Annotated in this window: 22 protein-coding genes, 1 tRNA gene and 1 pseudogene; 9 read left to right on the top strand and 15 right to left on the bottom strand. The window is 41.5% G+C overall.

The features are described 5' to 3' along the window. Positions 1 to 87 precede the first annotated feature (87 nt). Positions 88 to 1,839, top strand: a complete 1,752-nt coding sequence (locus H6G79_RS15855) for an FAD-dependent oxidoreductase (RefSeq protein WP_190592442.1) — start codon at positions 88 to 90, stop codon at positions 1,837 to 1,839. Here the strand turns inward: H6G79_RS15855 and H6G79_RS15850 are convergent. The 8 genes from H6G79_RS15850 to H6G79_RS15815 form a co-directional block, all read right to left on the bottom strand. Continuing rightward, positions 1,828 to 2,598, bottom strand: a complete 771-nt coding sequence (locus tag H6G79_RS15850; protein WP_190592443.1) for a pentapeptide repeat-containing protein — start codon at positions 2,596 to 2,598, stop codon at positions 1,828 to 1,830. The two genes, H6G79_RS15855 and H6G79_RS15850, sit on opposite strands and share 12 nt — an antisense overlap. 115 nt (positions 2,599 to 2,713) lie before the next feature. Further along, on the bottom strand, positions 2,714 to 2,857 hold the full coding sequence (locus tag H6G79_RS15845; protein WP_190592444.1) for a hypothetical protein: 144 nt from the start codon (positions 2,855 to 2,857) through the stop codon (positions 2,714 to 2,716). 584 nt (positions 2,858 to 3,441) lie between these two features. Then, positions 3,442 to 3,906, bottom strand: a complete 465-nt coding sequence (locus H6G79_RS15840) for a cupin domain-containing protein (RefSeq protein ID WP_190592445.1) — start codon at positions 3,904 to 3,906, stop codon at positions 3,442 to 3,444. 1 nt (position 3,907) lies between these two features. Further along, positions 3,908 to 4,336 (bottom strand): GNAT family N-acetyltransferase, encoded by a 429-nt coding sequence (locus tag H6G79_RS15835; protein ID WP_190592446.1) that lies wholly within the window; start codon positions 4,334 to 4,336, stop codon positions 3,908 to 3,910. Between the two features lie 13 nt (positions 4,337 to 4,349). Further along, the gene (locus H6G79_RS15830; RefSeq protein ID WP_190592447.1) at positions 4,350 to 5,090 is read right to left on the bottom strand and encodes a trans-aconitate 2-methyltransferase; all 741 of its coding nucleotides are present in this window, start codon (positions 5,088 to 5,090) and stop codon (positions 4,350 to 4,352) included. Positions 5,091 to 5,131: 41 nt separating this feature from the next. After that, a complete protein-coding gene (locus H6G79_RS15825; protein WP_190592501.1) occupies positions 5,132 to 6,433 on the bottom strand; it encodes an RNA-guided endonuclease TnpB family protein in 1,302 nt (433 codons plus the stop codon). 191 nt (positions 6,434 to 6,624) lie between these two features. Continuing rightward, on the bottom strand, positions 6,625 to 7,674 hold the full coding sequence (hisC, locus tag H6G79_RS15820) for a histidinol-phosphate transaminase (RefSeq protein ID WP_190592448.1): 1,050 nt from the start codon (positions 7,672 to 7,674) through the stop codon (positions 6,625 to 6,627). Positions 7,675 to 7,944: 270 nt separating this feature from the next. After that, complete coding sequence (locus H6G79_RS15815) at positions 7,945 to 8,691, bottom strand: creatininase family protein (protein ID WP_190592449.1); 747 nt, start codon at positions 8,689 to 8,691, stop codon at positions 7,945 to 7,947. 1,304 nt (positions 8,692 to 9,995) lie between these two features. Here H6G79_RS15815 and H6G79_RS15810 point away from each other — a divergent pair. Further along, complete coding sequence (locus H6G79_RS15810; RefSeq protein WP_190592450.1) at positions 9,996 to 10,868, top strand: DUF4397 domain-containing protein; 873 nt, start codon at positions 9,996 to 9,998, stop codon at positions 10,866 to 10,868. A gap of 486 nt (positions 10,869 to 11,354) precedes the next feature. Here H6G79_RS15810 and H6G79_RS15805 read toward each other — a convergent pair whose 3' ends face one another. Together H6G79_RS15805 and H6G79_RS15800 are read right to left on the bottom strand one after the other, a co-directional pair. After that, on the bottom strand, positions 11,355 to 12,374 hold the full coding sequence (locus tag H6G79_RS15805) for a glycosyltransferase family 2 protein (protein ID WP_190592451.1): 1,020 nt from the start codon (positions 12,372 to 12,374) through the stop codon (positions 11,355 to 11,357). Positions 12,375 to 12,389: 15 nt separating this feature from the next. Then, a complete protein-coding gene (locus H6G79_RS15800; RefSeq protein ID WP_190592452.1) occupies positions 12,390 to 13,094 on the bottom strand; it encodes a C40 family peptidase in 705 nt (234 codons plus the stop codon). Between the two features lie 6 nt (positions 13,095 to 13,100). Here H6G79_RS15800 and H6G79_RS15795 point away from each other — a divergent pair, with 6 nt between their 5' ends. Both H6G79_RS15795 and H6G79_RS15790 read left to right on the top strand, forming a co-directional pair. Further along, the gene (locus H6G79_RS15795) at positions 13,101 to 14,039 is read left to right on the top strand and encodes a serine hydrolase (protein WP_190592453.1); all 939 of its coding nucleotides are present in this window, start codon (positions 13,101 to 13,103) and stop codon (positions 14,037 to 14,039) included. A gap of 196 nt (positions 14,040 to 14,235) precedes the next feature. After that, entirely contained in the window at positions 14,236 to 14,934 is a 699-nt protein-coding gene (locus H6G79_RS15790; protein WP_396019803.1) for a hypothetical protein, read from the top strand. A gap of 159 nt (positions 14,935 to 15,093) precedes the next feature. Here the strand turns inward: H6G79_RS15790 and H6G79_RS15785 are convergent, their stop codons facing one another. The 4 genes from H6G79_RS15785 to pds form a co-directional block, all read right to left on the bottom strand. Beyond that, the gene (locus H6G79_RS15785; RefSeq protein WP_190592454.1) at positions 15,094 to 16,404 is read right to left on the bottom strand and encodes an ABC transporter substrate-binding protein; all 1,311 of its coding nucleotides are present in this window, start codon (positions 16,402 to 16,404) and stop codon (positions 15,094 to 15,096) included. Positions 16,405 to 16,598: 194 nt separating this feature from the next. Beyond that, positions 16,599 to 16,690, bottom strand: a tRNA-Ser gene (locus H6G79_RS15780). 114 nt (positions 16,691 to 16,804) lie between these two features. After that, entirely contained in the window at positions 16,805 to 17,737 is a 933-nt protein-coding gene (crtB, locus tag H6G79_RS15775) for a 15-cis-phytoene synthase CrtB (protein WP_190592455.1), read from the bottom strand. Next, positions 17,721 to 19,160: a 15-cis-phytoene desaturase gene (gene pds / locus H6G79_RS15770; RefSeq protein WP_190592456.1), complete on the bottom strand. Its 1,440-nt coding sequence runs from the start codon at positions 19,158 to 19,160 to the stop codon at positions 17,721 to 17,723. Before pds ends, crtB begins: the two co-directional genes overlap by 17 nt. Positions 19,161 to 19,386: 226 nt before the next feature. Here pds and nagZ point away from each other — a divergent pair, with 226 nt between their 5' ends. Both nagZ and H6G79_RS15760 read left to right on the top strand, forming a co-directional pair. Then, positions 19,387 to 20,472 (top strand): beta-N-acetylhexosaminidase, encoded by a 1,086-nt coding sequence (gene nagZ / locus H6G79_RS15765; RefSeq protein WP_190592457.1) that lies wholly within the window; start codon positions 19,387 to 19,389, stop codon positions 20,470 to 20,472. A gap of 74 nt (positions 20,473 to 20,546) precedes the next feature. Then, positions 20,547 to 21,413, top strand: a complete 867-nt coding sequence (locus tag H6G79_RS15760) for a hypothetical protein (protein ID WP_190592458.1) — start codon at positions 20,547 to 20,549, stop codon at positions 21,411 to 21,413. 451 nt (positions 21,414 to 21,864) lie between these two features. On the opposite strand, the pseudogene H6G79_RS36775 reads toward H6G79_RS15760, so the two are convergent. After that, positions 21,865 to 21,985: pseudogene (locus H6G79_RS36775) on the bottom strand (colanic acid biosynthesis acetyltransferase WcaF); the annotation flags it as partial. 1,109 nt (positions 21,986 to 23,094) lie between these two features. On the opposite strand from H6G79_RS36775, the gene H6G79_RS15755 reads away from it, so the two are divergent. The 3 genes from H6G79_RS15755 to H6G79_RS15745 all read left to right on the top strand — a co-directional run bounded on the left by H6G79_RS15755 (position 23,095) and on the right by H6G79_RS15745 (position 25,292). Then, positions 23,095 to 23,319, top strand: coding sequence for a hypothetical protein (locus H6G79_RS15755; RefSeq protein WP_199332822.1), 225 nt, complete (start codon positions 23,095 to 23,097; stop codon positions 23,317 to 23,319). A 123-nt stretch (positions 23,320 to 23,442) separates the two neighbouring features. Beyond that, on the top strand, positions 23,443 to 25,089 hold the full coding sequence (locus tag H6G79_RS15750) for a radical SAM protein (protein ID WP_190592460.1): 1,647 nt from the start codon (positions 23,443 to 23,445) through the stop codon (positions 25,087 to 25,089). Between the two features lie 11 nt (positions 25,090 to 25,100). After that, positions 25,101 to 25,292, top strand: coding sequence for a CPXCG motif-containing cysteine-rich protein (locus H6G79_RS15745; RefSeq protein WP_062287893.1), 192 nt, complete (start codon positions 25,101 to 25,103; stop codon positions 25,290 to 25,292). Positions 25,293 to 25,310 lie beyond the last annotated feature (18 nt).

Genomic DNA, 25,310 nt, shown 5'->3' with positions numbered 1-25,310 from the left:
TTTATATTGATGTTGTTTAGGATTTATTTTCTTGCTCTTTTACCCTTTGTAGCAAAAAATAATTATAACAACATACAAATATAAACTATGAGTCATCAAATATATACAACAGATATCTTAGTTGTAGGCGGGGGAACTGGTGGAACGGCGGCGGCGATTCAAGCGGCGAGAAGGGGTATTAGAACTATTTTGGTTAGTGAGTTTGCTTGGTTGGGGGGAATGCTGACTTCAGCCGGAGTTTCGGCACCAGATGGGAATGAATTAGTTGCTTGGCAAACTGGGTTGTGGGGGGCGTTTTTACAAGAGTTAGGCGATCGCCAACCAGGAGGATTAGATAATAGTTGGGTGAGTTTTTTTAGTTATGATCCTGCTGTGGGGGCGGCGATTTTTGCTGATTGGGTAAAGGATTTGGCGAATCTGCAATGGATGGCTGGACAAGTCCCACTAGAGGTTTTACAAGAGGGAAATTGTGTTACTGGGGTGCGGTTTGCGGATTTTACGGTTCACGCCAAGGTAATTCTTGATGGTACAGAATTGGGTGATTTATTGGCGTTGGCGGAAATTCCTTACCGTTGGGGTTGGGAGTTGCAAGGTGAATGGGGAGAACCCAGCGCCCCAGCTAGTTATCATGCCCTAACAGAGAAATATCCAGTGCAATCACCAACTTGGGTAGTAGTGATGCAAGATTTTGGTGATGCTGTTGCACCAGAAATTCCGGCTGCGCCTCATTATAATCCGGGGTTGTTTGCGGGAGCTTGGGAAAACTATGGTGCGGAGAAGTTTTTGAATTATGGACGCTTGCCGGGCGATCGCTTTATGATTAACTGGCCCATCAAAGGTAATGATTACGCTGAAGGTGTCGGGCGTTTGGTAGAGTCAGAAGCATCTAAAGCTGAGTTTCTCCAGGAATGTCGCTGGTATAGTCAAAATTTTGCTCATTTTATCCAAAATCAGTTAGGTCGCCGCTACGGTTTGGCTGAAAAAATTTTCCCTGGGAATGGCACAGCTTTTGCGCTACATCCCTATTACCGTGAAAGTCGCCGTTTAGTAGGACTCACAACCATTCGAGAACAAGATATTTTACCTGTGGCTGGAGGTCAAGTTGCATCTTTATTTACAGATGCAGTTGCGGTTGGTAACTACGCCAACGACCATCATTATCCAGGGTTTGATTTACCACTACAACCAAAATCAATTCGTTGGGGCGGACGCTGGACGGGAACGCCGTTTACTATCCCTTACCGTTGTTTAGTTCCGGCGACTACAGACGGTTTATTAGTGTGTGAAAAAAATATTTCTGTATCGCATATAGCTAATGGTGCAACAAGATTGCAACCTGTGGTGATGGGTATCGGTCAAGCTGCTGGTATGGCGGCTGCTATGTGCGTTGAGTTGGGTGTACAGCCGCGAGATTTACCAGTTAGGGCTTTACAAGAAGCATTATTACAGGATAAACAAGCACCTGCGGCGATCGCACCTTTATTTAATCTAGATTTTTCCCCCAATCATTCACAATGGTTATCGACGCAACTAAATTATTTAGATCATCCCGAAGATTATCCTGTAAGTGGTAATTGCCCTCAAATATCATTGCTTGAGGAAGTATCAACCCAAAATTGTGACTGTTTGACAGGGATTTTCCAACGTATAGATCAGCAGAATTACCAAATCCTAGTGACTGAACCATCTGCATATCAGGGTCAGACTTGGAAACTAGTAACGTTGCGATCGCACATAGATGAACAGCTACAAATTGCTGTACATGGACAATTGATCACTGTGTGGGGAAAGCTCAATTTCTCTGGTAATTGGTTATTAGTTGATCAATTAAAAAGGTAAGAACTGAAGCAGAACTGAGCCAACACTACCAACAAAATCAAAGAAACTGGGTTTACCTGTAGTCACATTTTCTTTATAAGGCGTTTGCAGTTCTTTGATAAACGCTTGGGCTGTTTGGGTTCCATCACCATTTTGTTGGGTATTAAATAGCTTTTCGGCAATTTGGGCATCTGCGAAAGCACCTTGGCGATCAAATAATTGGTATTTAGCAATACCCCGTGCTAAGTAAGCACCTGCGTATTCTGGTTTAGCGGCGATCGCTTGACTAAAGTAACTAATTGCTTGTTGGTGATTGCCTCTCTGCCCTTCTGCTATGCCCCAAGCATAAAACTCTTCTGGGGTAGCGATTTGTAATGGGATACCAATAGCACCTTGAAAATTAGCTCCTTGGAGGTAAGCCTTGGTAAATTCCGCATTTCCTAAATAAGTGTTTCTTAAATCTGCACCGTTAAGATTCGCCCCATTGAATTTCGCCTCTGTTAAGTTCGCACCAAACAAGCCTGCACCCGCTAAGTTTGCACCGCGTAAATCAGCACCAACTAAATTAGCGCGACTAAGATTCGCACCAGTGAGATTTGCACCACTTAAATTTGCCCCAGATAAATCAGCTAAAACTAAACCTGCACCAGTCAAATCACAGTTTTGGCATTGTTTTGTGGCTAATAACTGTGTCAAATGTTCGGGATTGGCTGCTTGGGCATTTGAAGCGCCACTGATGGCGGCAACAAATATAATTGTGGCTAAAATTGGGCTTTTCATACTTGGGTGTGGCAATATTTACTGCTCAAAACTCACAATTAGGCTATAAATTTATACTTCAGCCTATGATATGAAGAGTTTGACCAATTTGCCCTCAGTAAGATGCCTAGATGAGTTAATGAATTTGCATAACAGCAAAATCTCCAGGCTGGTAAAAATCTATTTTTTGACTTGTATTGCTGGGTGCTGACCAACCTATCTCTGCAATTAAGCGCAAAACTAAAGTTAAAAGAGTTGCAAGTAAGAGTTTTTCTAGCATAACCCCCTCCCCCACATCCACCACACAATAATTGAAACTTATACTTACAGTAAGTATAAGTTATGATTACCCCAAAGGCTATGTTAGACTTACTTAATATTCAATGATTTATATCTGGTTTTTGTGTGATCAAGGTCACTGCTGAAGATAGGAGAGCAGGTAACAGGGGATAGAATTGGTTAGGACTTACGCAAAAAACCTCTTAAACTCTTATTTCTCCGCGAACTCTGCGTCTCTGTGGTTCGATTTTCCTTGGACTGTGCGTAAGTCCTATTGGTATAAGGATGAAGGGAGACTGGGAAGGTTTTTATAGACTACGTATTGATAAAATCAGAATTATTTTTACAGTTACTGTTGATTCGGGTGAAATTGAAATTTATACCATTGGTATGAGAGGAGATGTATATAAATAATGATTTTTAGGGCAGATTAAATATATATAGCAATCTTAAATCATTCGTAAACTAAAAGATCCCCGACTTCTTGAAGAAGTCGGGGATCTGAGTCTCACGATTTTCACAAATCAAATAGGATTGCTATATTATTTAAGCTTCTTACGCCAGTAAAACAATAAAGATATGCTATTAATTTTCATACAAAGTTCCATCTTTTCTTGTAAAAATTCGCTCACCATTTACACCTGCTTTGGCAATTAAATCATCGTCTGGATAGTAACCTTCATCATCCGGTGTTCTATCGCCAACTTCTAAATAAATTACTATTGTCTCAGAGCGATTTACTAGGTGATGTCCGTTTTCTTCGCCAGCAGGAAAACCTGCCATCATTCCTGGTGTGAGAATTTGTTCTCCTTCATTGGTGACTAAGGTTGCTTCACCTTCAATAATATAAATAAATTCATCTTGCCGAGTATGCCAATGCCTTAAGGCAGAACGACTTCCTGGTGCTAAGGTGACTAAATTTACCCCATAATTTTTTAATCCGGCGGCATTTCCTAATGCTTTTTTAACTCTCCCAGCAACGATATGTTGGAATTTTTCTGGGTAAATTGAAGTTGTGCGGCTAGGAACATTATCTGGATTGATAATCATGTTATTTATCCTGATGGGAGTGGTGATATCGATACATTAAGTTGAGATTACCAACTTCTGTTGTGAAACCCCAACGCTGATAAAATGGCATCATTTCTGGCAAGCAGTAAAGTGCAATTTGTTCGACTTGATGTAATTGGGGATGATGGACAATTGCATCCATTAACTTAGCACCAAGCCCTTGGTTTCTGTAGGTTGACTTAATGATGACATCGTAAATAGTGGCTCGATAAACAAAGTCAGTGAGAATCCGTGTAAAGCCAATGAGTTCTGCATTATTATCTATCAATCCTAAAACAATATCTGAATGTTTGAGCATTTTGACAACATCTAGATATTCCCGTCTCTGACTCCAAAATTCTTTTTGATATAACTCTACTAATTGATGAATTTGCTTTTCTGTGAGGGTGTCAACAAATTTATAAGTCATGGGAAAATTATCTTTAATCAGGAAAGGGTTTACGGGCGATAAATGCCACATTTCCTTTTGGTAAATAGAAATTACCATAATTGCGCGTTGTTTGGACGCGAAAGCCAATTTTACGTAAGTCTGTGGCTATTTGTGTGGCTCGGTATAACTGCACATGATGAATTTCTTCATCGCGTCTATAGTATTGTCCGACTTGGCGAAAAGTGATGATGCGGCGGGTTAATATATTTTGCGATCGCAATTCTTCTTTCTCAACTAATACAACCCAGTCTTTTCCTTCGGTAAAATTTTTCGCTTTATTACCAACGGCGATTTGTCCCGCTTCTACAATATCAAAAATCAAGACACCACCAGGAACTAAAGCTTGATATATGCGCTGAAAAAGCTGAATCAGGTTTTGGCGGTTGTTGTCAGCATCAAACAAGTAACTCAAGCATTCACTGATGGAAGTAACAGCGTGACATGGGGGAATGGCAATTTTAAAGACAGAACCAACATAAAATTTTGCCTGGGGTACTCTTTTTTGGGCGATCGCAATCATTGATTCTGAAATATCAACTCCCAATACCCGATAATTAGACTTGACCAGTTCATTTGCCCATAACCCACTCCCGCAGCCCAAGTCTACGACTAAACCTGAGTTAATGTTGTTTTGCCGGAAAATTTCTAAAATACCGGGGGCTGATTTGAGCGCATAATCCCGAAAACCCTCATCATGGATAAAGGCGAGGTCTTCTTTATACCATTCACTCATATAGCGACCTGAGTTTCAGCAATTTATTTTATGTGAACTACCTACACTGACCTTGCGGAGAGCGTGTAGGCTTCCTGCCCAACAGAAAACGCAGTAGTGGATTTCTTTCGTCCTCCCTTACTTCGACTTACATCTGGGCGACAGGCTTCTTGATGAAGTTGTTCATAGGGGAAACCCCCAAGACCACACTTCATCGCTTTATCCCCCGTTCCAGAGGAGCCAGTGCCGTGGGCGGGTTTCCCGACTTGAGGCAACTGGCATGTCAAAATTCGTAGTCCTTCATCTCGAAGGTTAATACTTGCATTGATATCCCTATCATGTTTTGTGTTGCAGTGTTCACAAGTCCAGAATCTTACATCTAGCGGCAAACTACCAACTTGATTAAGGCAGACATGACAGGTTTTTGAACTAGGGAAAAATCTATCAACTTCTAGATAAATCTTCCCATCCATTTCTGCCTTGTATTTCAGCATTGTGCAAAACATTCCCCATCCAACTTGATGGATAGACTTCGCCAAACAATGATTTTGCATCATGCCCTTAACATTAAGATTTTCCACAACAATAACTTGGTTTTCGTTAACTATCCTACGAGATAGCTTGTGCAGGAAATCCTCACGACAGTTAGTTATTTTTCTGTGAACTCTAGCAACTTTTTTTCTAGCCTTGATTCGATTTTGAGAACCTTTCTGTTTTCTAGATAGCTGTTGCTGTTTAAGTTTTAGATTCTTCTCATGCTTGCTCAGTATTCTAGGATTATCAAACTTTGACCCATCGCTAGTAATAGCAAAGTGGGTTAATCCCAAGTCAATACCTATTGCTTTACCTTCTGTGTTTAATTCTGGTTTTTCTTTACCATCATCAAACAGAATAGCTGCAAAATATTGATTAGAACAGTTTTTAGATATAGTTACAGTCTTAACTTTCCCCTCAATAGGTCTATGGATAATTGCTGTTACATCTCCTATTTTTGGGAGGGTTACACAATTATCAGCAACTTTAACATTTTGAGGATATTGTATTGACTGTTTACCATGCTTAGATTTGAATCTAGGGTATTTAGCTCTTTTCTCAAAGAAGTTGTTAAATGCTACACCCAAGTTCAAACAAACTTGCTGCAAACATTGTGAGTAAGTTAGTGACAACCAATCATACTCTTTCTTTAATTGGGGAATTATCTTTTTAACTTCATATCCAGATAACCCCTTACCAGTCTCCTTGTATGTTTGGTTCATCAAGTTCAGACAATAATTCCAAAGCCAACGACAACTGCCAAAAGCTTGTGCTAGTGACTGCTGTTGTTGGACATCTGGATATAACCTGACTTTGACGACTCTTAACATATTAGAGTGAACTACGTTTGCTATAAAAGAGTATAACATAAGATTTGTTCGTTTCCTCCATGTTCTGCTCCCTGTTCTTCCTGCGGAAGAATTTGGTCGCAGAACTGTCGTCAACTCACGCGCAATTCATCTCAACACTTCCGCTATCGCGGTAAGTGTGAGGCTTCTTGCTGCTCAAGCTAAAATGTTGATTAGAGTAATGCCTTGATGGCATTGACTAATATTTGATTTTGCTCATCTGTACCAATGGTGATGCGGAGTTTATCTAAGAGTCCTGGGTGGGGAAAGTAGCGGATGAGAATTTGTTGTTCTTTGAGTTTTTGATAGAGATATGCGGCGTTTTGTTGGGGTGGCTGGACGAGTAAAAAATTGGTGTGCGACTCCCAAACCTGGAAGCCTAATTGTTGAAATTCTTTGGTAAGTTGGGTACGAGATGCTTTAATTTTGGCTACGCAAGCATTTTTATAAGCTTGGTCGGTGATGGCGGCTGTGGCAACTGTACAGGCGATCGCATCAATGTTATAACTATCCTTAACTTTAAATAATCCCTGCAATAACTTGGGTTGAGCAATCCCAAAACCCAAGCGCAAACCCGCCAAGGAGTAACCTTTAGATAAGGTGCGGATAATTATCACATTCTCATACTTCTTGACCAAATCTAAAGCATCAGCTTCGGCAAAATCGACGTAAGCTTCATCAATGACTAACACCCCAGATAACTGACTGGCGAGTTTTTCTAAGTCTGCGCTAGAGACAACATGACCAGAAGGACTGTTTGGTGAAGCAATAAATGTTACAGCCCCATCCACGGCGATTAATTCCGCAACAGGTAATTGATAGCCTTCATTGTAAGGAATTTCCACCACATCTGCCGCCTGCATCTCTGTGAGTGTACGATACAAAACATAAGTCGGTGTCGGATAAACTACCTTCCGTCCCGGTTCCGTACAGGCTCGCATCACGACATTTAAAATCTCATCACTGCCATTACCAACAATAATCCAATCACTCGGCACTCCTAAAACTTGACTAGCAGCGTGGCGAAACTGGTCGCCAAAAGGTTCTGGGTAACGCCGCAACCACTCACCATCAATATTTTGTAGTGCAGCTAAAGCAGTTGGTGAGGGGGGGTAGGGATTTTCGTTACTGTTGAGTTTAATTACTTGGCTACCACGTTTCGGCTGTTCACCAGGAATGTAACTAGCCATTGCATCAACATTGGCGCGGAAAAAATTGGTCATAGTTGCGAGGAAGGTGACAGAGCAGAAATTGGTAGATAAGTATTTTATAGCAGTCCTAGTTGATATGTGAACAACAAAGACAAGGGAGACAAGGTAGACAAGGGAGAGAGATATTTATAAACCATTTAGGATTGCTATAGCTTGTGAATGAGTGTCGAAACTAGAGAAATGAGGATTTTCTCTCGATTAATGAGTCTTTCTGCTCTAAACAACAAGATCCCCGACTTTTTTAAAAAGTCGGGGATCTGAAACCCCATAACTTACTATCCTTTAATCTGCGTTAAGAAACTCCAAATATCCATTACTCAGTTCTTTCACCGCCAAGTCATAAAATTGCTTACCATGTTCTGGTGTGGCTAAGGCGGGATTTGAACCCATACGTCCATCTGGGTAACGGTTGCGAAAGTCGGCGGCGCTATAAATGTTATGTCCCCGCGCTACTTCTGGAGAAAGGGGTGCTTGCTTAATGGCTTCGGGATAAACATATTGAGTCACGGCTACTTCACTGGGGGTAGCATGAGAACCTTCTTGATCGGCGTATAATTGTTTAGCTAACTCAAATACAGATTTACACATAAACCAGTTAGCTACTTGGCATTGCACTTGATGAGCGTGGGAAATTTGTAAATCTTCTAGGTAAGCATAAGTTTCTGAAAAAGCCGCTTTGAGGGTAGCAATATTACCACCGTGACCATTAATAAAGTAGAACTTTTTAAAACCAACTTTGACTAAACTGGTTACATAGTCTCGCACGACTTGAATTAACGTGCTAGGACGGAGACTAATTGTACCGGGAAAGGCGGTGTGGTGTAATGCCATCCCCACATTGATTGTAGGGCCGACGATCGCCCCAGTCACATCACCCACACCACGAGCGATCGCTTCTGCACAAATCGCATCAGTCCCAATTAACCCCGTCGGCCCATGTTGTTCTGTAGAACCAATGGGGAAAATTATCCCCTGAGATTGCTGTAAATACGCTTCAACTTCTTGCCAAGTACTTAAATGCAGTAACATTCTTAATCTACGTCCTCGTGATAATTGCTGTGGCTGTCTAATTTCTCGACTGGATAATTTAGGACTTACGCAAAAACTCTCTGAAACTCTGATTCCTCCGTGTCCTCTGTAGTTCGATATTGAGTAACAGTTAAAAACCACCTACATATTAGGTGGTTCAGTCATTATTTGCTAATTACAGCTTGGCATAAAAATAGCGACTGTCACCAGCGAAAATCTAGTTAACAAGCTTGTTTAGTAAGCTTCCAGGCGACAAATTTTTAAAGTATTAGCTCTACCAATTTTGCCTAGAAAAAGTTATTTACAGATACTCTTGTCTTTTCAGATGATTCTGCGATCGCAGTCTTGCTTTTCAATCTCTAAGAGAGATTAGTTGAAGTTTAGACCATTATCGACTTTTAACTAGCTTTGTAGCAACCGATGATGATTCTTAAGCAGAGATATTTATTCACAAAGATATATTGACAAAACTATTTACTTTTAATATGAAGTAGGAGGAATTTTGCCAGAAGCGCGTATCGAATTAATTTCTGGCTCAAGGTGTGCTTTAGTTTTGGCTATAGGATTTGTTAAATAATCTAATAAAGAAAGCTTTTGCATATCTGGCACATAACACACTTCGATTCAGTTCGCGGACATTGCACGCAAATTATTTTTTAATTGAATTAGGTAGTGTTTATCATTTGGAAAGCATTATTTAAGATTTTTTTCGTGCATACTTACTTAAATTAGGCAATGTTCAAAAGTTACGAGAAAGCTTGATAGTCATAGATAAAAATAAATTAACATCATTGGTAATCTCAATTTTTTCTCTCAGTAAACGCATGTTAAGCTAACATGAAGAAAACAAAAAAGATTTTCTAAATATAAAACAAAAATAGCTGTAAATAATGCAGGGAGGACATTGCAGAATAAAATTCTAATACAAAAAATGAGGAAAATTTAAAACAAAATTATCTTTTTAATAAAGATGTCTTAGTATCTTTATTAAAAAAACTCATAGTTGTTTTGAACAACTTGAACAGATTGATAGATTTGCATACTGCTCATACGCTTCACGTAAACAATATGGTTCTTTAGTACATAATTTAGTGCGCTTTAGCATACTATTTACTTAAGAACCAACACTATCTATTGCTTGGGAAAACAACAGAAAAAATCACCTGTCTTCCCAGATTAAATATCTACCACTGCAATATCTATAGCCCCATACATAAAAAATGTTTGCGATGATTATCGCATTATTTTTTATGCAGAATAAAGCTTGCCCATTGGTTATTTTTGTCTCACAATAGGAGGAAGATATGTTTCTAACAAGACGATTATTCTCAGGCGCTTTGGCATTATCTTTAATGAGTTGGACTATTTATCCATACAAAAGTTTAGCTTATTCCCAATTATCTACAGAGTCTTCAAAACAATCGTCCACTCAAAGTATTAGCCTACTAGATTCTCTTCTAAACCCTTATAAATGCCCTACGAAATTAAGAGTTATTAACGCTGCGGTGGGTACTGCTTCACCAGTTGATGTCATTGTCAACGGTAAAAAAGTTTTAGAGGATGTAGATTTTCGTCAAGCTAGTAAATATGTCAATGTAACACCAGGAAATCTTCACGTACTTTTTGTGCGATCTGATAATTTCAGTACAATTGCTTCTAGAACATTTACAGGAGCGCCTAATAGTGCTTACACAGTAGCGATAACAGGAACACTACCAGGCCCCTCCGGTCAACCATTATTTAATCAATCACCCTTTGTGATTCCAGAGGATTTAACACAGCCTAATCCTGGTAAATTTAAAGGACGTTGGTATCGCTTTTCCGAAACTAGTGCTGTGATAGATTTCCGTATTAGCAAATCCTCTAGCCCAACTGTGGATGAAACTCGTATCACAGACCTGATACCCAAAACTGCTATTGCTTACCCAGAACTTACTGCTGGTACATATAACTTCAATCCAGTTCTACCTGATCAATTTGCCCCATTGATCAATAATGCCTTCAACCCACCAATCGCAGTAGAAGTTGCGAATCAAGCAGTCCCGGCCGGAGTCATTTTTGATGTAATTGCTACAGGTAATGCTTTAGGTCAAACACCTAACTCTCTGACACTCACAACTGCTTCAACACAAGTAGCGCCTCCTGATGCTAATGGGTGTACTCAGATTGTGCCGTAAGCAATATCAACAGTGCTTAACTGAAAGTTATTGCTTCAGAAATCATTGAGGATTACTATAATAATCCTCGATGATTTCTGAATCTATTTGTGTTTCAGTTAAGAGAATAGTAGGTTGGGTGTAGCGATAGCGTAACCCAACATTCACGCATACTCTGTTGGGTTTCGTTCCTCCACCCAACCTACACCAGAATTGCTTTTTAGTCTTAACTGAACTGTATTGCTATAGGAATCATATTTGATTTGGGAAAAAAATCAGTACACTCAGATCAGGCTTCTTTCCTACTCCCGACTCCCCATTCCCTATTCCCTAACTACACAAATAAATTCAGAAATCAAACCGGATTCCTATATATATTCAGGACTTATGTAAGTGTCACAATTTGGTGGTTGGTGCGTGACGCTATAAATATTATGGCTACGTTCAAATCTTCTCGCTGCGTCACACACCCTACAGAACTCAACCGAAAAACGCTGTACCTATTAATCAAGCGGGGTTATTTTTATTTTCAACTATTTCCCTGACTCGATAAATAGGTCTTCCTTGGGATTCATGGTAAGTACGCATTAACAATTCTGCTAACAGACCAAAGCAAAACAGTTGTACACCAGTTACTAATAATAAAACTGCCAAAATTAACAACGGGCGATTACCAATCATTTCACCCAATGCAAACTTGACAAAGGTCAAATAAATTCCTATTCCCACACCCAAAACCATCGAAATCAAACCCAACAACCCAAAAACGTGCATTGGGCGGGTGAGGAATTTTTTCATAAACAAAATAGTTAACAAATCCATCAACACGCGAAAAGTCCGGGAAATGCCGTACTTACTCCGACCAAATCGCCTCGCGTGGTGACGTACAGGCATTTCGGTGATTCTTGCCCCTTCAATATATGCCAATGCTGGTAAAAATCGGTGCAGTTCTCCATAGAGATTCATATCTGCTACCAATTCTGCACGATAGGCTTTAAGAGAACAGCCATAGTCATGAATATAAACGCTAGTAGTGCGACGAATCAGCCAGTTAGCAATTTTAGAAGGAAGTAAACGATTAACTGCGCCATCTTGCCGTTTTTGCCGCCAACCACTGACTAAATCGTAGCCTTCATCCAACTTAGCCAATAACATCGGGATATCAGCCGGATCATTTTGCAAGTCAGCATCTAAAGTGACAATTGCTTGACCCACTGCATAGTTAAATCCAGCAGACATGGCGGCGGTTTGTCCGTAATTGCGCCGCAGAATTACCGCTTTTAAATCACTGCGAATTTGCGCTTGTTGTTTGAGAAATTCCGCCGAACCATCTGTAGAACCATCATCAACACAGATTATTTCATAACTAATTTGACGATCAGATAAACTAGATGCGATCGCCTCTAATAAATGTGGTAAACTCTCTACCTCATCACGCACCGGGACTACCACCGACACCGCAGGTACATTGGCAGAAATCACCCCATTTTCCTCACGCATTCTCTCTGGAATCAACCCACTCCTCATAAACTTTCTGCGTCCTCAACGTCTCTGTGGTTCGTAACTTTGCACAACTCGGCCAGCACCGCGTAGTTGCTGATAATATGACCGACTCACCGCATCTCCCTGTTCCGAGAGAACATCAATCCCTATACCATTGCGTCCTTGTGCTTTGCCTGAACTATGAATATAAGCACCATCACCTAAATACAGTCCGACATGGGTGGCTTTTTCTGGTGTGCCGAAAAATACCAAATCTCCTGGTTCTAATTCCGTTAACTTGACTACTTGGACAAAAGCTTCTTGCTGATAAGCGTCTCTTGGTAGCCAAATTCCCACCGAGACAAACGCCGCCTGCATCAAGCCAGAACAGTCATAATTTGGCCCCACTGTCCCACCCCAAAGATACTCATTAGATTGCTCCATAGCTTTTTGGGTGAAAGCAATCACCTGGGGAAGTAATTTTTTAATTTCAGTTTCCGCCCATGTTGTAGCTTCATACTGTACAGTAGCAGGTTGTAATAAACCCAAATCTGCCAACGACATCCAGCCTGGATAATCATCCTCACATAAATACACCTCTACTGCTTGCCCTTGATGATTTGATGTTACCTGTAAATGTCGCCCAACAGCAGCTTGAGTTGCCAGACGTTGACACTCAGGAGAATCATATAAGTTGAGGTTAGCGAGACATTGATATTCAGAGGCGGTCAAATTGAGGATTTGGGATTCTGAATTAGAGAGCATTATTCGATGGTTTTCTTTAGAAAAGACGAGCAACTAGAAAATTTGGGTAATGGCATTTTAGAAGCAACTTGGGCAACATTTCCGACATTAGCCCAAAATCAAATTGCTTTGACTTGGATTGTCTATGATCCACCAGCACCTGTAAATACTGGTGGTGCTTTAACTCCCAATGCCTTTTGGAATCACCCAGTCCGTGGTTTTACTTATCGCGGTGTAGAACGGATTTATCCCGCGAGTGTGGTTAAGTTATTTTACTTGGTAGCTGTAAATGAATGGTTAGAAAAAGGCATGATCCAAACCTCGAAGGAATTGGAGCGAGCCTTGGGCGATATGATAATTGATTCTAGTAATGATGCCACAAGTTTAGTTGTAGATATTTTGACTGGTACTACTTCCGGGCCAGAGTTACCACCAGGGCCGTTTGAAACTTGGAAGCAACAACGCCATATTGTTAACCGCTACTACCAATCTTTGGGTTGGGAAGAAATGGAGACGATAAATGTTTGTCAAAAAACTTGGGGTGATGGCCCTTATGGCCGGGAACGCGCTTTTTATGGGGAGATGTTTGATAATCGCAATATGTTGACGACTCATGCGATCGCCCGTTTACTACATAGTATCGTTGGTGGGGTCGCAGTTGCGAGTGGGCGATCGCAAGCCATGATGAATCTACTCAAACGCAGTACCAACCCCGAAGATTTACCTAAAGATGTTGAAGAAGACCAAATCACAGGCTTTATTGGTGGTGGTTTACCGCAAAATGCTCAAATTTGGTCAAAAGCTGGTTGGACAAGTCAGGTTCGTCACGATGCAGCGTATATCGAAATACCTGATCAACGTCCTTATTTACTAGTAGTGTTTACTGAAGGTAAAGCCAACGCCAAAAGCGGCGAAATTCTCCCCTTTGTCTCAAAACTCATTGCCCAAGCCATAAGCAATCTTTAAAGTTTTTAGCAGCCTTGACAACCATCCATTCCCTACTCCCTCAAAATTGATTTTTTCATATTTCCCATTCACCACCTACGTCCTTCTCAGGATGTAGAAAATGAATTTGTGAGTTAAAGTCTAGCCACTACCAAATTTTGCGGAGTATAACCGTAAAATTCAGGATTTTGACAGCAATATTCTGCTAGGAGTGAATGTGAAAACGATGTTTCTGCGTAAAAGTTTTGTTTTGTTACCGGGGTTAGTGACTTTTGCTGTCTTGAGTTGGGGTTTTTCTGCTAACGCCCAGATAGTAGACAAGGCAAATACTCAGCAGTTGACGGATGCTTCTATTACTGCTACGCCCGTCCTCACACCGATTCCGGGAACAGTAGCCACCTCATCCACCGCTTTGATTCCTCAGCCTGTTGAACCTACTACTCAACCTTCAAATGTTCCAGAAATTGCTCAATCAGATGTTGTGAATGTCGGTAGACGGACTCGCGGCGGCAGAAGTTACATTGGTGTTGGTGCTAATATTGGCTTAAGTGGGGGCGAGACATCTTTAGGTGATGGTAATTTTGCCGTGCTGAGTAAGGTGGGATTTACAAACGCTTTTTCTATCAGGCCTTCAGCCATATTTGGTGACAACACCACAATTTTGATTCCCGTCACCTACGACTTTTCCTTGCAACAAGACGAATTTACTGAGCCTTTACCTATCGCTCCCTATGTGGGAGTTGGTGCAGCTATTAACACTGGTGATAATTCACAAGTTGCTTTCTTAGTATCTGGCGGTATCGACGTACCCCTCAACGCCCAATTTACCGCCACAGCATCTGTAAACGCCGGATTTTTTGATCAAACTGATGTGGGTTTGTTGGTAGGCGTTGGTTACAATTTCAACGGTTTTTAGAAAATAGGGGCTAGTCCGTTGAATTTGATGAGATTTACCCATTTTTTATTCCTACAGTTTTGGAATGAGTAATGAGTAAAAGGTTGGGCTGAAGGAAGTGAAACACTCAACCCAGCCTTGTATCTTAAATTCTCGACCAAACTAGCCCCTAACCTCTTCTTACTTAGGTGTAACTTTGTCAATTACGGTGATTTTACCGTCATCTCCTACAGCCCAAACATCATACACACCAAGGACATCGCCATTTTCGTCCACATCTACGTTACCGCTTGCACCTTGGTAGTTGATCGTTTTACCTTCTTTGAGTAACTTTAACCCTTCACAAACATCAGTAACTTCTGTACCAGAGCCAGCCGCAACTTCCCGAATTTTACTGGAAATGCCCACACCTGTGTTTTCTTTGGCGGCTTGTGCTGCTAAGACTAGCAATGCAGCTGCATCCCAGGCTTGGGGTGCGTACTCTCCTGGTGAACCACCTTTTTTCTCTTTCCACAACTTGTTAAAGGCTTCTAAGGCTTTACCATCAGAACCCGGTACTGTCCCTAATGCCCCGGTTAAGATAAATTTGCCATCGCTACCTTTACCCACTTGTTCAGGGAAAGTAGGGGATTTCACGCCATCGGTGAGCAGAACTTGTACTCCTTTGGTCAAACCTTGTTGATAGGCAGCTTTTAACAGCAGACTACCTGTTTCGGCGTAAAGTACAGCGACTACTGCATCTGGCTTACCAGCAAACGCCGCCGCCGCTTCAGTATCAAAGGTTTGGGCTTTGGGGTCGTAACGAACTGGGTTATTTTTGTTAATTACTGTACCGCCTAATTTTTCAAAAGTTTCGACAAAAGCTTTTTCAAAACCCACACCGTAATCGTTGTTAATTACAACTGTGGAAACACGTTTAAAACCTTTTTTGTTAGCTAACTGGGCTAATGCTAATGCTTGGTAAGTATCTGGGGGTGCAGTCCGCGCCCAAAAGCCTTTAAATTCGCCTTTTTTCGCTTTCTCCGTAAATACGGGACTGGTGCTACCAGGAGAGATCAACATGACGTTATTCGGTACAGCAACGGAAACTGCTGCTGTGGAAACACTACTCGCAAAGGAACCAACTACACCAGCTACTTTATCTAGTGTTGCTAGTTTGGTCATCCCAGCCGCACCGGCTTTGGGGTCTGTTTGGTCGTCGACTTGTACGAGGGTGACGTTTTTACCATTGACTCCGCCACAGGCGTTAACGGTATCAACTAGCAATGGTACAGAGCCTACCATCTGCTGTCCAATGGAAGCTAAGTCACCTGTTGTTGGTAATAGAGTGCCAATTTTTAACCCGTCATTACTGCTGGTGGTAGTTGAGTTAGCAGTTGGGCTGGCAGTACTAGTGCTATTGTTGGTGTTGGCATTGTCGCAAGCTGCCATCAAAAAGCCTGTGGCTATGGTAGCTACACTCAAGGCTAGGGCTGTAGTAATTCTTGGCATAATTTACTTTCACTCCTCTGAAATGCGGGAGCCTGAAAGTCAGATTCAAACTATGTTTCAGATAGCTCAATCTCAACAGACTCCAAATGTTAAATAATAACATCCACCGTGAGGAGTATCTGTATTAATGCCGACATTAATATTAATATTTGTTTAATATTTAGCAGTACTGAGTGCAATTTACTGCCGAAAAACGGAGAGGGAGGGATTCGAACCCTCGGTACGGAGTTGCCTGCCGTACAACAGATTAGCAATCTGCCGCTTTCGACCACTCAGCCACCTCTCCAGGGTCACGAATATTTATGATAGCAGATTTTTTGGGAAAGTCAAACAATTTTTAGAAGGCAGTGTTTCGACTACCTTCTGCCTTACCTTAACGATAAATACTCACGCCAATTACTTACAGCACTTGCGATCGCATCCAAGCCAAGGGTAAGGTGCGGAATTTTTTCAATTGCGACACAAAAGCCCGTTGGCTGAACACATCATAATCATTGCGTTCAATGGCATCCAAAATCTGTCCGTAGAGCATGGAAGCTGCCCACACTGGCCAACGAGCATCGGGTGACAGATGACTAATACCTTGTTCGGCTTTGGTATAGAATTGCCTCGCCCGGTCAATTTGAAATTGCATTAAGGCTCGCCAACGGTCATCGACTACACCTTGAAAGAATTCTGGCTCGCTGTAGTTGAATCGCGCTAAGTCTTCTAGGGGTATGTATATGCGTCCGCGTCGGGTATCTTCCCCCACATCCCGCAGAATGTTGGTGAGTTGATTGGCAATGCCGAGGGCGATCGCTTCTTCTGTGGGAATATACTGTGGTTTTTTCTGATTCCAAGGTGCCGTATTAGCTTCAGTATCTACACCCATAATGGCTGTTGACATTAACCCCACAGTCCCAGCCACACGATAACAGTAGAGGTATAATTCCTCAAATGTTTCGTAGCGGCTGCGGTATAAGTCCATACGCTGGCCAGCAATCATATCCCGAAAGGGCTGAATGTCGAGGGGAAAGTTTTGCAAACTATCCACCAAAGCGACATCGTAATTTTCCTGTGGGTGTCCTGCAAAAATCGATTCTAGTTGCTGCTCCCATAGGTCTAGGGTTTCTGGGGTGGTGATGGCAGATGCAGGCCCATCTACTAATTCGTCTGTACGGCGACACCAAGCGTAAATTGCCCAAACGGCTTGACGCTTTGCCGGACTCATCAGCAAAGTACCAAGGTAAAAGGTTTTGGCATACTTGGCTGTAAGTTGCCGACAAAGTTTATATGACTCGTCTACAGAGACCAGCGTTTTCATGCGCGGGGGGGAATCAGGCAGTTGCAGCATTCGTTGCAGGCGGTCGGGTTAGCGTTTGTAAGTTTGAGGCACTGGCCTCTGGCAGCGATTCACAAATCGCCTGCGCTGTTAGCTTACCAGAAAGTACGGCCCCTTCCATACTGCCTAGATAGCGTTGCATGGTGTAACTCCCACTCAAAAAGAAATTGGCGATGGGCGTTTTTTGGGGCGGACGGTACTGTTGACGACCAGGAGTCGCTTTGTAAACTGAACGCGGCGTTTTCACTACATGAGATTTCAACAGTTTTGCTGGATTTTCTTTCCCAAAGTGGTCGGGGAAAAGTTTTTCCAACTCAGTCATAGTTGCAGCCACAATTTCCTCGTCAGATTTGCTCACCCAATCTTTCGCTGGAGCTAGAACTAATTCCAGCATTGAGCGATCAGGGTTAGCATATTCTCGACAAGTGTTGCTCATATCAGCATAAACGCTGAGGAGGGGCGATCGCGAGAAAAGTAGGTGATCAATGTCTGTTAATTTCCGATCAAACCATAAATGAAGGTTAACTACTGGTACGCCTTCTAAGCCTTCTAGCTTTTGAAAGAATTCCATTTGCTGCCAAGGTTCAGGCAACATCACTTTTAACGGATCAACTGACATCGCTGATACGTAAAAGTCTGCCGTCACCACTTCATCGGGTTCGCCATTTAACCCACGCAGCAAAAATTCTTTAACTGTGCCATCAGGGTGAAGCACAATTTCTTTGAGGGGGGCATTGAGCCGCACTTGGCCACCACGTTCGGTAATGTAATCAACGATGGGTTGACACAATCTTTCGGTGGGCGAACCATCCAAAAAGGCGATTTTGGAGCCGTATCGCTCTTGCAAGAAACGATTGAGGGCTGTTAATAAAATTGTTGAAGAAACTTCATCAGGGTTAATAAAAGTGAGGGCTTTAGAAGCAGCAATAAACACGTCACTTGCTACTCGTTCACCAACGCCTTGTCTTTTCAGCCATTCAGAAAAGCTGTACTTGTCCATCTCCTCAACATACTTTTGACCCCGGACAATGGCTGGCAGCAGGCCAATAGCAAACCTAATCTTCTGCTCCCAAGTCAACATATCGTTGTTACGCAGAATCGAGGCAATGATGTTAAACGGAGATGGAATGTCAGGAACATCAAACCGTGAGAGTGTTCCGGGCTTTTCTGGTTGATTAAAAATTAGTGTATGTTCTTTCCATTGGAGGCGGTCTTCAATGCCTAATTCCTTGAGCAATTGCAGCATATTGGGGTATGCCCCAAAGAAGGCGTGTAACCCGGTTTCGTACCAGTCGCCGTCAGAGTCTTTCCATGCCGCTACTAGGCCACCCAATACGTCCCGACGCTCTAAGACAATGGGAGTGTGACCTGCGTCTACAAGATATTTCGCGCAGGAAAGTCCTGCTAGACCAGCACCCGCGATCGCTACTCGCATTTCAACCTACTGTTGTTCAATATTTCTTAATGGTTTTGTCGTTCTCATTATACGTTGCAATCCGTTACATTTGGCAGTAATTGTGCGTTTGCTTGGGGAAAAAGTTCTATTAAGAGGTGACAGGTTATAGGTTAGAGGTTACAGATTACAGGAAAAATTTGTATAACACTTTATTGCGAAGGCAAATTTTTATACAAAACTTTTTTAGAAAAATAGGTAAAAAATTATGTCAATTTCACGAGAGCTAGAATTATTCGGAAATCATGTGATTTTGGGGGTTTCCGGCACAACATTGAGTGATGATGATAAGCGGGCGCTGGGTGAATTAAAACCAGTGGGGGTAATATTTTTTGGGAAAAACTTTATAGATGGCGTTGCTTATGAGGTTTGGTTAGAAAGTTTTCAAGAACTCATCGACCAAATTCGAGAATATGCGGAACGTGATTCGATGTTCATGACTTTAGATCATGAAGGCGGGCGTGTGGTTCGCACACCTTTACCTATTACGCGATTTCCTTATGCTTCACTGTTGCGATCGCAAGCCAGGGAAGTAGCAAAAGCCACAGCCAGAGAGTTGAAATCACTGGGAATTAATGTCTCTTGGTCGCCTGTGGCGGATGTTTATTCTAATCCTCTCAACCCGGTAATTGGGGCGCGTGCTTTTGGCAACACACCAGAAACCGCAGCTCAGTATGCGTTGGAATATTATCTAGGGTTGCAAGAGTCTGGTATTTTAGGATGTGCCAAGCATTTTCCGGGACATGGAGACACAAGCACCGATTCTCATGTTGAGTTACCAGTGCTGAATTTAACTGTACAAGATTTGCGCGATCGGGAACTGATACCTTTTAAAGCTTTGATTGCAGCGCAAATTCCTTTAATTATGACAACTCATATCTTATTTCCTCAAATTGACCCAGATGTGCCAGGAACTATCTCACAACCAATTCTGAAAAATATTTTACGAGAAGAACTAGGGTTTGAGGGTGTTGTCGTATCCGATGATTTGGATATGAAAGCAATTTCCGATATGTTTACCCAAAGCGGTACTGTTGCACGCGCCTTTAACGCTGGGTGTGACTTGTTTATTTTGTCGCGGAATATCAATTCATCGTCTTTGGAACGTACTTATTATATGGCGAAAGATTTTGCTGATGCTCTCAGTCAAGGTAGCTTGCAGCAAGAGGTAGTGAAAGCCGCTAGACAGAGAATTGAAAATTTGTTAGCCCAAACACCACAATACATTGTTCATGCTTTGGATAAAGCTACATTACTACGACACGCAGAATTAGCGATCGCTTGCACTTTTTAATAGAACAAGCCATAAGCAAGGATATGGTGTGCATCAACACTTTAAACTAGGTTGCATTGCCAAATTTTCATTACATGACCAGATTCATTCATGACCAATTCGCTAAAGACTACCTTGAAGAATTACTCACCCCTTATGGCGAAGTTCAAGCAGCACGACGAGTTGCAGGCGAAGTCAGAGAAATAGACGTTTATTTCATTCCCACCCAACCAAGCAACATCTCAGAAACCCTTGGTTTATTGGGACAATTTGCCACGACTCCGGCGTTGTTTGAACCGTTTCGGAATCCTGCGGCGGCTACAGAAATCTGTGATTGTCTTTTAAAATTATTAGAGGTACGTGGCGATTTACAACGGCAAGCAAATCGAAACAACACCCGCATTCAAGAATCTGATTTACCAAAATTATGGATTCTGACACCAACAGCATCAGCATCACTCCTCTCAGGATTTGGTGCTAACCCGAAAGCTGATTTTCTGCCCGGTGTTTACTTTATGGCAGACTACCTACGTACAGCCATAGTCGCAATTCATCAGTTACCTATTATCCCCGAAACCTTATGGCTGAGAATCATTGGTAGAGGAAACGTTCAGAAACAAGCCATTGATGAGCTAGAAGCACTATCTCCTAATAACCCATTCCGAAAAGCAGCATTAGAATTACTATACAACTTGCAACAAAATTTACAATTTACGCAAAATCCAGACGAAGAAGATAGGGAGTTAGTTATGCGATTAGCACCACTTTATCAACAAGATAGAGAACAAGCGATACAAGAAGGTGAAAGGTTAGTTGTGGAAAATTTGCTGAGGGTTCGCTTTGGTGAATTAGATAATCAACTACAAGCAATTATTGAACCTTTATTAGCTTTATCACCGGAAGAATTTACTCCTTTGCTGTTGCAATTATCGCGCGAAGAATTAATCGCTAGGTTTATCTAAGTCAAAGTCTCAATAGTAGTAAATTAATTTTCAAATCTTAAACAAACAGATTTATTTAGATGGAAATACTTTACTACGACACGTAGAAGTAGCGATCGCTTCTATGGGCAGGGCGGCCGCATCATGTCAATAAGGCTAAACTATTCTCAATAGTCTCAAAAATAATCGCATTAAGCCATGTTTATTGACAAAGATTTTAGCGATCGCTTTGAGGTTTGGACAGTGGTTCAAATGATAAATGCTGATTTTTCCGTTGATTCTCAATTTCAGTAGTCACTAAGTATACTTTAGATGCGTTCGCCCTGCTTCTATAGGACTCATATTTGATTTATGAAAAATATCAGTACATCCAAATAATGTTTCGTTCCTACACCCCACTTCCTATTCCCTGTCTATACAAATAGGTTCAGAAATCAAACCTGATTACTATATTCACATCTTGTACCTAGCGTGTGCAGAAATACGCCCCTTGAGATATACACACATGACTTTCAATCGTCACAGTCGCTAGATTATCAATCCAAGCATCTTCCCCAATCCACACATGGATCACCCACAACCAGCCGCCAGGGGTTAATTCGGGAAACCTTGAAGTAGCAAGGGTTGTACATTTTGATTGCTGGAACAGGATTACCTGTATAAATCATCATTGTTTCTCAGCATCTCAATAATTAATTTTATAGGTACCCTTTTTTGTCAGATATGCTGCGCGAATAGGAGAATTTCACCTACATTACGTAATAGACATCTCCAATAACTATCAAACCCTTTATCTGGCTAGTTTTTAGGGTGCAAAGGCAAGCATTGTGAATCAACTAGTCTATATGAGCCAATAAGGGTTTGAGATATTTATTGTAGAGAACAAGACCAAAATATCTGGTGATGTGCATTAATTTTAGCTTAGGCGATCGCGTGGATTTCTGGTGGTAATATAAGTGCGCCAATTCGCAATCTTACTAGTCCACAAATTGTCAAAATTACTTGTTCATACTTTGTTTTCTCTTGCGTATACTGAGCTATTGCTATTTTTTACTATACATATCACTATGGTATTATTTCAGTGATTAGTTTCAAGCATATAATGCAGTCTGCGTATTTACACTTAAATTAGGTTGATTATATGTGAATTTATCGTAAATTTACTCTAGGCAGAAGGTGAAATATTCTGATTTAGTGGAGAGGTACCTTTTTTACTGATGTAATATCCACGTAAGTAGTACAGAAGGAAGCAATTGCATGAAAAATTTAAACCCCAAAGAACTAATGCTTGGAATTATTGTGCTTGTTTGTTTATTTGGCCTAATCGGATTTTCGATTGTCGATAAAGACACTAGACCAGCTTTTCTTGATGTAGCGAAGGTCAGTATAGGCGCGTTCATGGGGTATCTCATCCCCAACAATAAATAATCCCCATGAGTCATATCACAGGGATTAAATCGTTTTTATAGTCTTAAGCCCTTACGTGTTGGTAGCATGTAAGGGCTATTTTATTTTATGGCCAGTTGTAGAAATAGTCACTATTTATGTGTAAGATCCAGTTCTCTAAGCTTCTTGAGATACAAAGGTGTCTTAGATCTAAGCTTGAAACCCACCTTAAATTTTTAGCGGTGCGTTGTGTTTCGCAACAACACACCCTACATTTCTAACGCACAACCCAGATGAAGAAGATAGGGAGTTAGTTATGCGATTAGCACCACTTTACCAACAAGATAGAGAACAGGCTACACAACGAGGAATTCAGCAAGGTCAACGGTTAGTTGTGGAAAATTTGCTGAAGGTTCGCTTTGGGGAATTAGATAATCAACTACAAGCAATTATTGAACCTTTATTAGCTTTACCACCGGAAGAATTTACTCCTTTGCTATTGCAATTATCGCGGGAAGAATTAATTGCTAGGTTTTGTTAAGTTATAATTAGAAATGTGGAAAGACTTTTAAACGCAGAGGCTCGCGGAGGTAAACGCAAAGGTACGCAGAGTCTTTTTTTCGTTTTTTTAATATAAAAATTGGAATATAAAATCTAAAATTGCATGACATCATCTCTATTTGCTGCTGAACGACTTTTATTCACTCCTACTACTCCTGACACTAATGCGATACCCTTAATTTTTGCCTTTCCTAATGAGTACAGTGTGGGTATTACTAGCCTTGGTTATCAGATAGTTTGGGCAACTTTGGCAATGCGCGATGATGTGCAGGTGAGTCGTCTATTTACTGATATACATGAACAACTTCCGAGACAACCAGAAATTGTGGGATTTTCGATTTCGTGGGAATTAGATTATGTAAACATTTTAAATTTACTTGAATCTCTAGATATTCCAATTCGGGCAAAGTTACGAAATGATGCTCATCCGCTAATTTTTGGTGGTGGCCCAGTTCTCACGGCTAATCCTGAACCTTTTGCCGCTTTTTTTGATATCATCTTGTTAGGAGATGGGGAAAATCTGCTGGGTAATTTTATTGAAGCTTACAAAGAAGTTAGACAAGCTCCTAGACAAATTCAGCTTCAAAGATTGGCTCAAGTACCAGGAATTTATATTCCGAGTTTGTATGAAGTGGAATATTACACACCAGATGGTGAGGTAAAGTCAATTCAGCCAATTGATGCGGATGTGCCGACAATTGTGCAGAAGCAGACTTATCGCGGAAATATTCTCTCAGCTTCTACAGTAGTTACTGAAAAAGCTGCTTGGGAAAATATTTACATGGTGGAGGTGGTGAGAAGTTGTCCGGAAATGTGTCGTTTTTGTTTGGCAAGTTATCTAACACTACCATTTAGAACTGCTAGTTTGGAAGGTTCATTAATTCCCGCAATTGAGAGAGGTTTAGCAGTTACAAATCGCTTGGGATTATTGGGTGCTTCTGTAACACAACATCCAGAGTTTGAGGAGTTATTAAATTATATTAGTCAGCCAAAATATGATGATGTGCGGTTGAGTATTGCTTCGGTGAGAACTAATACGGTAACGGTACAGTTGGCGGAAACTTTGGCAAAACGAGACACGCGATCGCTTACCATAGCTGTAGAAAGTGGTTCTGATCAACTGCGGCAAATCATCAATAAAAAGCTGCAAAATGATGAAATCATTCAAGCGGCGATAAACGCGAAAGCTGGCGGACTCTCAGGCTTAAAACTCTATGGGATGGTGGGTATCCCTGGGGAAGAGGCGGACGATTTAGACGCAACTGTGGCGATGATGCGGAGTATGAAAAAAGCTGCACCAGGACTACGGTTAAGCTTTGGCTGTAGTACCTTTGTCCCGAAATCTCATACACCATTTCAATGGTTTGGGGTAAACCGTCAAGCAGAGAAGCGGTTGCAGCTTCTACAAAAACAACTCAAACCCCAAGGAATCGATTTTCGTCCAGAAAGTTATAACTGGTCTATCATACAGGCTTTGTTGTCGCGGGGCGATCGCAGATTATCCCAACTTCTCGAACTCACCCGTGATTTTGGCGACTCCTTGGGTAGTTATAAACGCGCCTTCAAGCAACTTAAAGGACAAATCCCCGATTTAGATTTCTACGTCCATAGTACTTGGTCAACATCCCAAGTCTTGCCTTGGAGCCACTTGCAAGGGCCGCTACCGCAGTCTACACTACTAAAGCACTTGGATGAGGCGACAAGTCATTTCCGTTCAGCCTCTAAAGAACTACAACCGTTAAATTCGTAGTCAAAATTTGAATGCAAACCACTGCTGAGTATTACTGCGCCTTTTGCGGCGAACCAAACTTAACCTTTATTGACTTGAGTGCGGGGGGACAACAATCTTATGTTGAAGATTGTCAAGTTTGCTGTAACCCCAATATTTTGTATATCCGGGTTGATGAAGACACCTTAGATATCGAAATCGACACTGAATACGACGAAGGCTGATATATTTTGGATTTTAGA

The organism is Anabaena sp. FACHB-83, assembly GCF_014697485.1.
GTDB lineage: Bacteria > Cyanobacteriota > Cyanobacteriia > Cyanobacteriales > Nostocaceae > Nostoc_B.
This window is presented reverse-complemented; position numbering and strand designations above follow the sequence as displayed.

Bases quoted from the DNA above. Each gene is read 5' to 3' on its own strand.
- H6G79_RS15855 (WP_190592442.1), top strand. From the start codon at position 88: ATGAGTCATCAAATATATACAACAGATATCTTAGTTGTAGGCGGGGGA.
- H6G79_RS15850 (WP_190592443.1), bottom strand. From the start codon at position 2,598: ATGAAAAGCCCAATTTTAGCCACAATTATATTTGTTGCCGCCATCAGT.
- H6G79_RS15845 (WP_190592444.1), bottom strand. From the start codon at position 2,857: ATGCTAGAAAAACTCTTACTTGCAACTCTTTTAACTTTAGTTTTGCGC.
- H6G79_RS15840 (WP_190592445.1), bottom strand. From the start codon at position 3,906: ATGATTATCAATCCAGATAATGTTCCTAGCCGCACAACTTCAATTTAC.
- H6G79_RS15835 (WP_190592446.1), bottom strand. From the start codon at position 4,336: ATGACTTATAAATTTGTTGACACCCTCACAGAAAAGCAAATTCATCAA.
- H6G79_RS15830 (WP_190592447.1), bottom strand. From the start codon at position 5,090: ATGAGTGAATGGTATAAAGAAGACCTCGCCTTTATCCATGATGAGGGT.
- H6G79_RS15825 (WP_190592501.1), bottom strand. From the start codon at position 6,433: ATGTTAAGAGTCGTCAAAGTCAGGTTATATCCAGATGTCCAACAACAG.
- hisC (WP_190592448.1), bottom strand. From the start codon at position 7,674: ATGACCAATTTTTTCCGCGCCAATGTTGATGCAATGGCTAGTTACATT.
- H6G79_RS15815 (WP_190592449.1), bottom strand. From the start codon at position 8,691: ATGTTACTGCATTTAAGTACTTGGCAAGAAGTTGAAGCGTATTTACAG.
- H6G79_RS15810 (WP_190592450.1), top strand. From the start codon at position 9,996: ATGTTTCTAACAAGACGATTATTCTCAGGCGCTTTGGCATTATCTTTA.
- H6G79_RS15805 (WP_190592451.1), bottom strand. From the start codon at position 12,374: ATGAGGAGTGGGTTGATTCCAGAGAGAATGCGTGAGGAAAATGGGGTG.
- H6G79_RS15800 (WP_190592452.1), bottom strand. From the start codon at position 13,094: ATGCTCTCTAATTCAGAATCCCAAATCCTCAATTTGACCGCCTCTGAA.
- H6G79_RS15795 (WP_190592453.1), top strand. From the start codon at position 13,101: ATGGTTTTCTTTAGAAAAGACGAGCAACTAGAAAATTTGGGTAATGGC.
- H6G79_RS15785 (WP_190592454.1), bottom strand. From the start codon at position 16,404: ATGCCAAGAATTACTACAGCCCTAGCCTTGAGTGTAGCTACCATAGCC.
- crtB (WP_190592455.1), bottom strand. From the start codon at position 17,737: ATGCTGCAACTGCCTGATTCCCCCCCGCGCATGAAAACGCTGGTCTCT.
- pds (WP_190592456.1), bottom strand. From the start codon at position 19,160: ATGCGAGTAGCGATCGCGGGTGCTGGTCTAGCAGGACTTTCCTGCGCG.
- nagZ (WP_190592457.1), top strand. From the start codon at position 19,387: ATGTCAATTTCACGAGAGCTAGAATTATTCGGAAATCATGTGATTTTG.
- H6G79_RS15760 (WP_190592458.1), top strand. From the start codon at position 20,547: ATGACCAGATTCATTCATGACCAATTCGCTAAAGACTACCTTGAAGAA.
- H6G79_RS15755 (WP_199332822.1), top strand. From the start codon at position 23,095: ATGCGATTAGCACCACTTTACCAACAAGATAGAGAACAGGCTACACAA.
- H6G79_RS15750 (WP_190592460.1), top strand. From the start codon at position 23,443: ATGACATCATCTCTATTTGCTGCTGAACGACTTTTATTCACTCCTACT.
- H6G79_RS15745 (WP_062287893.1), top strand. From the start codon at position 25,101: ATGCAAACCACTGCTGAGTATTACTGCGCCTTTTGCGGCGAACCAAAC.